This window comes from Isoptericola sp. NPDC056134 (genome assembly GCF_042264825.1).
Classification (GTDB): Bacteria; Actinomycetota; Actinomycetes; order Actinomycetales; family Cellulomonadaceae; genus Isoptericola; species Isoptericola nanjingensis.
This window is the reverse complement of the sequence record NZ_JBHJVM010000014.1, coordinates 65,938-74,660: the sequence shown is the minus strand read 5'-3', so window position 1 is coordinate 74,660 and position 8,723 is coordinate 65,938. Positions and strand designations below refer to the sequence as shown.

Genomic DNA, 8,723 nt, shown 5'->3' with positions numbered 1-8,723 from the left:
CTTGGCCGGGGGGTTTGTCAGGTCCTCTGCCTACGGCGCCCCCCTGCTTTTGCCCAATGCCTTTCCCCGTTTTGTTTTCCTCCTCCCTCCTTGGTGGTTTCGGCCCGCCCGGGTTTCCCCCCGGCCCCCACGGGTCCGACGACGCCCGGGTCAGCGAGCGGGGTAGTCGACGACGTACTCCGGCGCCCCCGACGTCGAGGGCGGCACCGCGTCGCCCACGCCGTTGACGACGTGGTTGATCGTCCCGGCGCTGAGGTTGACGGTCATGACGTGGTGCAGCCGCACGCCAGGGCGGTCCGGGACGGCGAAGCCGTTCTCGGTGACGATGCCCGGGTCGTTCTGGTTGAACACGTAGACGCCGCCGCCGTCGAGCCGGTGACGCCGTACCGCGTCGCCGACCACGTAGCCCTCCCACCCGAGGGTGCCGTCCGGCTGCGTCCAGTCGGCCTGGGTCGGCGGGTCGTAGGGCAGCTCGTTCTGGTAGAGCACCACCCTGCCGTCCTCGCCGTTCCAGATCGTGTTGTGCTCCTGGAAGTGCTCCACGAACAGCCCCGTGGCCGTGACCCGGTCCCCCTCGACGACGACCCCGTTGCGCCCCGTGTTGGTGCGCCAGCGAGCCGTGTCGCCGTTGACGCCGGCGGACCCGTCGGTCGGGAACCCCTCGACGCCGTGGTCGCCGCGCCACACCCACGTGTGGTCGACGAGCACGTCGTCGGCGTCGATCCGCAGGGCCGTGTCGACCTTGCCGACGTGGGGGCCGCCCACCCGGAAGTACACGTCGGACAGCGTGACCGGGTTGGCGGCGTCCGACTGGTGGTTGGCGCCGTGACGCTTGCCCACCTGCAGCAGCGCCGGCGACTCCTCGGCGCCGGCGTCGATCGTCACCCCCGCGACCACCACGCCCTCGGTGTCGCCCACCACGAGCGGCACCGCGCCGCGCGCGGCGGTGAGCGTCGCATGGCCCATGCCGAGCACGACGGTGTCCGGTCGCGTCACCCGGATGCTCCGGTCGACGTCGTAGACGCCGGGCGTGAGCAGGAGGTTCTTCCCCCGGGCGAGCGCGGCGTTGATCGTCGCGACGGAGTCACCCGGGCGTGCGAGGTAGAAGTCCGTGATCGGCACGGTCCGCCCTGCCGTCACGCCGTCGGCCCAGGAGACGCCGCGGGTCTGTGTGCGCGCCGCCGGGACGCGCACGGCGTAGCGGCCCCGGTCGTCGACGAACAGGTAGGGCTTCTCCCTGCTGACCGGGGTCCTCTCGAGCACGGTGTACGGCTCGGCGGGGAAGGCGGCGTCGGACGGAGCCCCGACGACGCCGGAGAAGACCTGGTTCCAGACGCCGTTGGACCAGCCGCCGCCGAGCTCGCTGTTGCGCGTGAGCCACTGCTGCTGGGAGCCGTTGGTCACCGCGGTGTCGAAGCGGGAGTCCGCGATGAACCCGCCGCTCGCGAACTGGGGCCCCGCGGTGCAGTAGTCCATGAGCGACACCGGCCCGCGCACGTCGAGCCGGCGCATCGAGACGGCCTGCGACACCGCCCAGAAGTTCGCGGTGGCCTTGCAGCCGTCCTGGCCGGCGGTGTTCACGTCCAGGCGCAGGTTGGCCACGGTGCGCCAGAAGTTCACCAGGGCGATGCAGTTCGGGTTCGCGTCGTCCCCGAGGCACCGGTTGCGCACCTCGATGGCGCCCTGGACCGCGACGTCCCCGGGCGACGCCCCGAGTCCCGCGACCTCGGTGTAGTACCCGACGTTCACCTGCAACGGGTCCTCCGGCGTGCCGTAGCTGCCGGGCAGGAAGTAGACGGCGTGCCGGTCGGAGCCCATCTCCGCGTCGACCTGGGCCGCGTGCAGGGCGTCCATGGTCGCCTGGATCTCGTCCTGCGGGGTGTCGGGGCCGAACACGGTGACGTTCGGTCCGAAGTCGGGGTCGGTGGGATCGACACGCTGGGGAGGCGCGGCGTGCGCCGGCACGGCGAGGGCGCCGGTCAGCACGGTCACGACGGCGGCTCCGGCGGCGATCGCGGAGGCGCCGCGACGGCCGCCTCCCCCGCGTGACGCCGACGCCGGGCCCTGTGCCGTCGCCCGGGAAGCGAAGGGTGAAGACATGCATCCTCCTCGTCGAGGGTGCAGGTGACTCGTGTCACCTGTCGCGACGAACGCTAAGGGCTCCCCCCGCGGGGCACAAGAGGGCGCTACCGGTAGGCCCCGCGGACGACCTCGAGCGCGTGCGCCAGGTCGTCGGGGTACTCGCTGGTGACCTCGACCCAGCGGCCGGTGAGCGGGTGCTCGAACCCGAGCCGCACGGCGTGCAGCCACTGGCGCTCCAGCGCCACCTTCGACGCGAGCACGGGGTCCGCGCCGTAGGTGAGGTCGCCGACCAGCGGGTGCCGCACCGCCTGGAAGTGCACCCGGATCTGATGGGTGCGGCCGGTCTCGAGGTGCACCTCGACGAGCGATGCGGCCGGCAGCATCTCGAGCACCTCGTAGTGCGTCACCGAGTGCTTGCCGTCCGCGACCACGGCGAACTTGTAGTCGGCGCTGGGGTGGCGCCCGATCGGCGCGTCGATCGTGCCCGTCGTGGGCTCCGGGTGGCCCTGCGCCAACGCGTGGTACACCTTCTCGACCGTGCGCTCCTTGAACGCCCGCTTGAGCCCGGTGTACGCCGCCTCGCTCTTCGCGACGGCCATGAGGCCGGACGTGCCGACGTCCAGCCGGTGCACGATGCCCTGCCGCTCCGCCGCGCCGGACGTCGCGATGCGGTAGCCGGCCGCGGCCAGCGCGCCGACCACGGTGGGGCCGGTCCAGCCGGGCGACGGGTGCGCCGCGACACCGACCGGCTTGTCGACGACCACGACGTCGTCGTCCTCGTAGGCGATCCCCATGCCGGGCACCGGCTCGGCGACGACCGGCGCCGCGGGCCGCGCGTCCGGGACCGTGACCTCGAGCCGGCCGCCGGCGACGACCCGGTCGGACTTGCCGACCTCACGCCCGTCGAGGAGCACGGCGCCGGCGGCCGCCAGCTCCGCGGCCTGGGTGCGGGAGAAGCCGAGCATCCGCGCGAGCGCGGCGTCGACGCGCTCGCCCGCGAGGCCGTCGGGCACGGGCAGGGTGCGGGTGGACCCGGTCGGCACGGTCACCGCCCCTCTGTCGGATCTGACGGCGCTGCCGGCTCGGACGGCTCGGACGGCTCGGACGGCTCTGGCAGGGCGTCCCCGTCCTCGACGTGCCGTCGGCCGTCCAGGCCGATCCCCCGGAAGGACAGGATGACGATGAGCACCGCGGCGGCGACGATGGCGATGTCCGCGACGTTGCCGACGAAGACGCCGTAGTCGATGAAGTCGACCACCCATCCGCGCCCGAAGCCCGGCTCGCGGAAGATCCGGTCGCCCAGGTTGCCCAGCGCCCCACCGAGCAGCAGCCCCAGCGCGACGGCCCACCCGACCGAGCCGATCCGCCGGATCGCGCGGACGATCACGACGACCACCACGCAGACCACGATCGTGAGGATCCACGTCATGCCGGAGGCGATCGAGAGCGCCGCGCCGTCGTTGTAGATGAGGCGGAGCTGCAGCAGCTCGCCGATCAGCGGCTTCGGGTCGTCGCCCCAGACCAGGGCGGACTCGGCCCACCACTTCGTCAGCTGGTCGATCAGCAGCACCAGCGCGGCGAGCACGAAGGTTCCCGTGATCAGCTTCCGGCGACGCTCCGCGGACACCGGCGCCCCGGCGTCCTGCGGAGCGTCGCCGGCGGGCGCGTCCGACCCGGGCATCTCGGGGGCGCCGTGGCGAGGCGCGGGCTCAGGGGCCGGGGCGGAGCCGGCGGGCGTGGTCGACATCGTCCGCAAGTGTAGGCGGACCGCGCCGGTCGTCGGGCCGGGACCGTCCGGTCAGCGACGCTCCTCGCGCGCCTTCGCCTCGACCGAGAGCGTCGCGCGCGGGAAGGCCTGCAGGCGCGCCTTGCCGATCGGCAGCCCCGTGATCTCGCAGGTGGCGTAGGTGCCCTTGCGGATGCGGTCGACGGCGTGCGCGGTCTGGGCGAGCAGGTCGCGCATGTTGTTCACCAGGGTGAGCTCCTGCTCGCGCTCGAGCGCGCTCGAGCCGTAGTCCGCCTGGTCGTCGCCCGCGCCGTCGCCCGAGTTGCGCAGCAGGTCCGACAGCTCCTGGTCGGCGGCCGCGAGCTCGCGCTCGAGGCGCTCCTTCTCCTCGAGCAGGAAGGCCGCCAGTTCCTCCACCTCGTGCAGGGTCCAGGGGTCCTCGCCGTCACGGACCGGGAAGGACTTCACGTCGCGCGCGAGGTGCGGGAAGTTCTCGCGCAGTGCCGCGCGCGTGGTGGTCGAAAGCTTGGCCATCGGTGCCCTTTCGTTGGTGCGTCGACGACGAGTCACCGCAGCGTAAGTGCGCCGAGCGGCCCGCACAACAGCACGCGCGGTAGAGGCGTGCGTGTCGTGCGGGCCGCTCGGCGTGAGGCGTGACGAAGGAGCGGGGTGCGCGGGGTGACGGCCCCCCGCTCAGAGCTCCGAGCCGCGACCGGCGTTGGCGTTCTGCCGCTGCGGCGGCAGGGCCGAGCCGCGGGCGTCGAGGTCGCCCAGCAGGTTCTGCAGGAAGCTCTTGAGACGCGTGCGGTAGTCGCGCTCGAAGAGGCGGAGCTCGTCGATCTTGCGCTCGAGGAGCGACCGCTCCTGCTCGAGCTGCGAGAGCGTGCGGTGGCTGGTCTCCTCGGCCTCGCGGACGATGCGCGAGCCCTCGGACTTGGCCTCCGTGATGAGGCGGTCACCCTCTTCCTGACCGGAACGCACGTAGTCGTCGTGCAGCTTCTGGGCCAGCTGGAGCATCCCGGTGGCGGACTCCGGCTCCGCGGGCTGCTGCTTCGCGGCGGCCGGGGCGGGCGCCGGCGTCGGGGCCGGTGCCGGGGTCGGCGTGGGCTGCGCCTGCTGCGCAGCGTCCGAGCGGCTCAGCTCGGCGACCCGGTGCTCGGCCGCGGTGAGCTTGGAGCGGAGGTCGTCGTTCTCCTCCTGGACCGCCGTGAGGGTCCGCACGACCTCGTCGAGGAAGTCGTCGACCTCTTCGACGTCGTAGCCCTCGCGGAACTTGGTCGCGGCGAACTTCTTGTTCAGGATGTCCTCTGCCGTCAGCAGCGCCATCGTCTCACCTCATCGTTCTTGCAGGGTCGGTGGGACCCGGTTCCCGGGCCGTCTGGATGACCACGGTAGCGGACGTGTCGGCGGGCGACCTGCCCGACGAGGCCGGGTCGTCGCGCCCACACGACGTCTTCACAGGTCAGCACCGGGGCGCCCCTCGACGGCCGGGGCGAACCCCGACCCAGGTCACAGCGCGAGCGCTGCCGAGGTCAACGCCACGGGGTCACGCCGCGGCCAGGAAGGACGCCACCCGCATGAGGATGCCCGTGCCGATGAAGAGCACGAGGAAGGCGATGTCGAGACGGATCTGGCCGAGGGTCAGGGGCGGGATCAGCCTGCGCAGGAAGCGCAGCGGCGGGTCGGTGACCGTGTAGACCGCCTCCGCCAGCACCAGCAGGACGCCCTTCGGCCGCCAGTCGCGCGCGAAGAACTGCACCCAGTCGAAGACGAGCCGGACGATGAGGCACAGCAGGAACAGCCACAGGACCAGGTAGACCAGGTTGAAGACGAGACTCACGGGTCGAACCTACCCGAGCACGACGCAGGGCCGGGGCAGAACTGCCCCGGCCCGTGCCGGACGGTGCGATCGGCGTGCGATCCGCGCTCTCGGGCGCGCGGTCAGCTCTGGTTGTAGAACGCGCCGCGTCCGGGGGCCTTCTCCGCCGGCGGCTCCTCGCCCGCGATCTCCACGTGCTCCGGCGAGAGCAGGAAGACCTTGTTCGTCACGCGCTCGATCGAGCCGCGCAGCCCGAAGATCAGGCCCGCCGAGAAGTCCACGAGGCGCTTCGCGTCGGCGTCGTCCATGTCGGAGAGGTTCATGATCACCGGCGTGCCGCCCCGGAAGGCCTCGCCGATGGTACGGGCGTCGTTGTACGAGCGCGGGTGGATGGTCGTGATGCGTCGCAGGTCGGAGGCGATCACCGACTCGCTCCCTCCGCCGCGGTGCAGCGGGGTGACCTGCGCCTGGTAGTCGTCACGGTCGCGCACCGGTGCCTCCAGCTCCTCGTACTCGTCGAGGTACTCCTCCGACTCACCCTGGTCGTCGGCGAGCCCCAGGTACAGCATCGTCTTGCGAAGCGCTCCGCCCATCGCCTTGCTCCGTTCGTCGCCACGTCCCCCGCCCTCCGTCCCGGACGGGTGTCATGACGTTAACCACGCCCGCGGCGGCATCCGCGCACGACACGCCGGTGTGTCGCGCGTCGCGGGCGCGTCAGGCCGCCCCCGGCGACGACGACACCTCAGGTCAGGACGACGACCCCCGCCTGGCGCCCCGTCGTCGTGCCCTGGGCGGTGGCGCGACGGTGGGAGTAGAGGTCGGTGTCCGTGAGCGTGCACCGGTCCACCCGGGTGGCGGCCACGCCGTGCGACGCCAGCTGCGCGAGCACGCCGGCCGGCAGGTCGAGCGCCGGCGTGCCGGCCGTGGTCGTCGCCCACGTCTCGGGGACGACGGCCGCGACCTCGTCGCGCATCGCGGCCGGCACCTCGTAGCAGTCGCCGCAGACGGCAGGGCCGACGGCGGCACGGAGGTCCTCGGCCCGTGCCCCGCGCGCGAGCAGCTGCTCGACCACGCGGTGCACGACCCCCAGGGCGACGCCGCCCCGACCTGCGTGCGCGACCGCCACGACGCGGGCCACCGGGTCCGCGAGGACGACGGGCACGCAGTCCGCGACCAGGACGCCGAGCGCCAGGCCGGGCTCCGCGGTGACCATGGCGTCGGCCTCGCCCGCCGCGGACGGCGGCTCCGTCGACGTCCACTCGGCGAGCTCGGCGGCCCCGAGGCCCAGGACACGGTCCCCGTGCACCTGTGCCGAGAACGCCACGGGCGCCCCCACCCATGCCCCGAGGCGGGCGCGGTTCTCCCGCACCCGCACGGGGTCGTCACCGGTCGAGGTGCCCAGGTCGAGCGACGACCAGGGAGCGGGCGACACCCCGCCGTGGCGCGTGGTGAAGCCCGCCACGACGCCCTCCCCGAGGTCCACCCGCAGCAGCCCCGCACCGAACTGGTCCGGCAACAGCGCCTCCTGGGCCCAGCCGACCGCGCCGTGAGTTCCGCTCACCCGGCGCTCACTTGAGGAAGTCGGGCACGTCGAGCTCCTCGGCCGGGCGGCGCGGCTCGTCGAACAGGCGCGGCACCTCGACCGGCCGCTCGACGGTGACGCCCTCGCCCTCGGCGTCCTCGACCACCGTGAACGGCCGGCGCTGCTCCGCGGGCCGCGCCCCCGCCGGCGGGGCCGGCGGCGCGTCGAGGCTCACCGGCACGTCGTCCGGCTCGGCCGGGATCGGCCGGGGCTGCGCGGCGGCGGCCGGCACCGACGCGGTGGCCGGCTGCGGCGGGCGGTGCGGTGCCGTCTGGACCCCGGGCTGGGGCACGGACGTCGCCGTCGTGCCGCCCTCGCCGACCGCGACCGTCGGCTTGGCCGGCGCGCCGGCGATCTGGCCGAGGCCGCGACCGTCCTTGCGGGCCTGCGGCACGCCGCCGTCGAACCCCGCGGCGATGACGGTGACCCGCACCTCGTCGCCCAGCGCGTCGTCGATGACCGTGCCGAAGATGATGTTGGCCTCGGAGTGCGCCGCCTCCTGCACCAGGCGCGCGGCCTCGTGCACCTCGAAGAGGCCGATGTCGCTGCCACCCTGGATCGACAGCAGGACGCCGTGGGCGCCGTCGATGGAGGCCTCGAGCAGCGGGGACGAGATCGCGAGCTCGGCGGCCTGCACCGCGCGGTCCTCGCCCCTCGCCGAGCCGATGCCCATCAGCGCCGAGCCCGCCCCCTGCATCACGGACTTCACGTCCGCGAAGTCGAGGTTGATGAGGCCCGGCGTCGTGATGAGGTCGGTGATGCCCTGGACACCGGAGTGCAGCACCTGGTCCGCCGAGTGGAACGCCGCGATCGCCGAGACGCTCTTGTCGGACATGGACAGGAGCCGGTCGTTCGGGATGACGATCAGGGTGTCGACCTCCTCGCGGAGGGTGTCGATCCCCTGCTCGGCCTGCACGGAGCGGCGGCGGCCCTCGAAGGTGAACGGGCGCGTCACGACGCCCACCGTCAGCGCACCGAGCGAGCGGGCGATCCGGGCCACCACGGGCGCGCCGCCCGTACCGGTGCCGCCGCCCTCGCCCGCCGTCACGAAGACCATGTCGGCGCCCCGCAGGACGTCCTCGATCTCCTCGGCGTGGTCCTCGGCGGCCTTCTTGCCGACCTCGGGGTCGGCACCGGCGCCCAGGCCACGGGTGAGCTCACGGCCGACGTCGAGCTTGACGTCGGCGTCCGACATCAGCAGCGCCTGCGCGTCGGTGTTGATGGCGATGAACTCGACACCCTTGAGCCCGACCTCGATCATGCGGTTCACGGCGTTCACGCCGCCACCGCCGATACCGACCACCTTGATCACTGCCAGGTAGTTCTGCGGAGTTGCCACGTCGTTGCCTCTCGGGTCGTTCCTTGTCCCGACGTCCGGTCCTCGTCCCCCGTCCGCCCTGCCGGCCGGCCCGCGGGCCCAACCTTAAGGTTCGAGTTGAGGGTTAGAGTTATGTCAGGTTGCTGCTGCGATCGACGGTAGGCGGCGCGGCGGGCGCAAGGCCGGACGTGCTCCG

The 8,723-nt window shown here is 73.1% G+C and carries 9 protein-coding genes; all 9 read right to left on the bottom strand.

Annotated features, from left to right (window positions below):
- Positions 1-150 precede the first annotated feature (150 nt).
- The 9 genes from ACFCZN_RS14460 to ftsZ all read right to left on the bottom strand — a co-directional run bounded on the left by ACFCZN_RS14460 (position 151) and on the right by ftsZ (position 8,548).
- The gene (locus ACFCZN_RS14460) at positions 151-2,100 is read right to left on the bottom strand and encodes an adenylyl cyclase (RefSeq protein ID WP_430557198.1); all 1,950 of its coding nucleotides are present in this window, start codon (positions 2,098-2,100) and stop codon (positions 151-153) included.
- 86 nt (positions 2,101-2,186) lie between these two features.
- On the bottom strand, positions 2,187-3,131 hold the full coding sequence (locus ACFCZN_RS14455) for an RluA family pseudouridine synthase (RefSeq protein WP_429762169.1): 945 nt from the start codon (positions 3,129-3,131) through the stop codon (positions 2,187-2,189).
- Complete coding sequence (locus ACFCZN_RS14450; protein WP_430557197.1) at positions 3,128-3,829, bottom strand: signal peptidase II; 702 nt, start codon at positions 3,827-3,829, stop codon at positions 3,128-3,130. The genes ACFCZN_RS14455 and ACFCZN_RS14450 overlap by 4 nt, the downstream gene beginning before the upstream one ends.
- A gap of 51 nt (positions 3,830-3,880) precedes the next feature.
- Positions 3,881-4,342 carry a TraR/DksA family transcriptional regulator gene (locus tag ACFCZN_RS14445; protein WP_429762171.1) on the bottom strand — a complete coding sequence of 154 codons (462 nt, stop codon included), beginning with the start codon at positions 4,340-4,342 and terminating at the stop codon, positions 3,881-3,883.
- Between the two features lie 159 nt (positions 4,343-4,501).
- Entirely contained in the window at positions 4,502-5,134 is a 633-nt protein-coding gene (locus tag ACFCZN_RS14440; RefSeq protein ID WP_429762172.1) for a DivIVA domain-containing protein, read from the bottom strand.
- 220 nt (positions 5,135-5,354) lie between these two features.
- Entirely contained in the window at positions 5,355-5,648 is a 294-nt protein-coding gene (locus ACFCZN_RS14435) for a YggT family protein (RefSeq protein ID WP_429762173.1), read from the bottom strand.
- Between the two features lie 101 nt (positions 5,649-5,749).
- Complete coding sequence (locus ACFCZN_RS14430; RefSeq protein WP_429762174.1) at positions 5,750-6,220, bottom strand: cell division protein SepF; 471 nt, start codon at positions 6,218-6,220, stop codon at positions 5,750-5,752.
- Positions 6,221-6,369: 149 nt separating this feature from the next.
- Complete coding sequence (gene pgeF, locus ACFCZN_RS14425) at positions 6,370-7,188, bottom strand: peptidoglycan editing factor PgeF (protein WP_430557196.1); 819 nt, start codon at positions 7,186-7,188, stop codon at positions 6,370-6,372.
- A 7-nt stretch (positions 7,189-7,195) separates the two neighbouring features.
- Positions 7,196-8,548, bottom strand: a complete 1,353-nt coding sequence (gene ftsZ / locus ACFCZN_RS14420) for a cell division protein FtsZ (RefSeq protein ID WP_430557195.1) — start codon at positions 8,546-8,548, stop codon at positions 7,196-7,198.
- Positions 8,549-8,723: the final 175 nt, after the last annotated feature.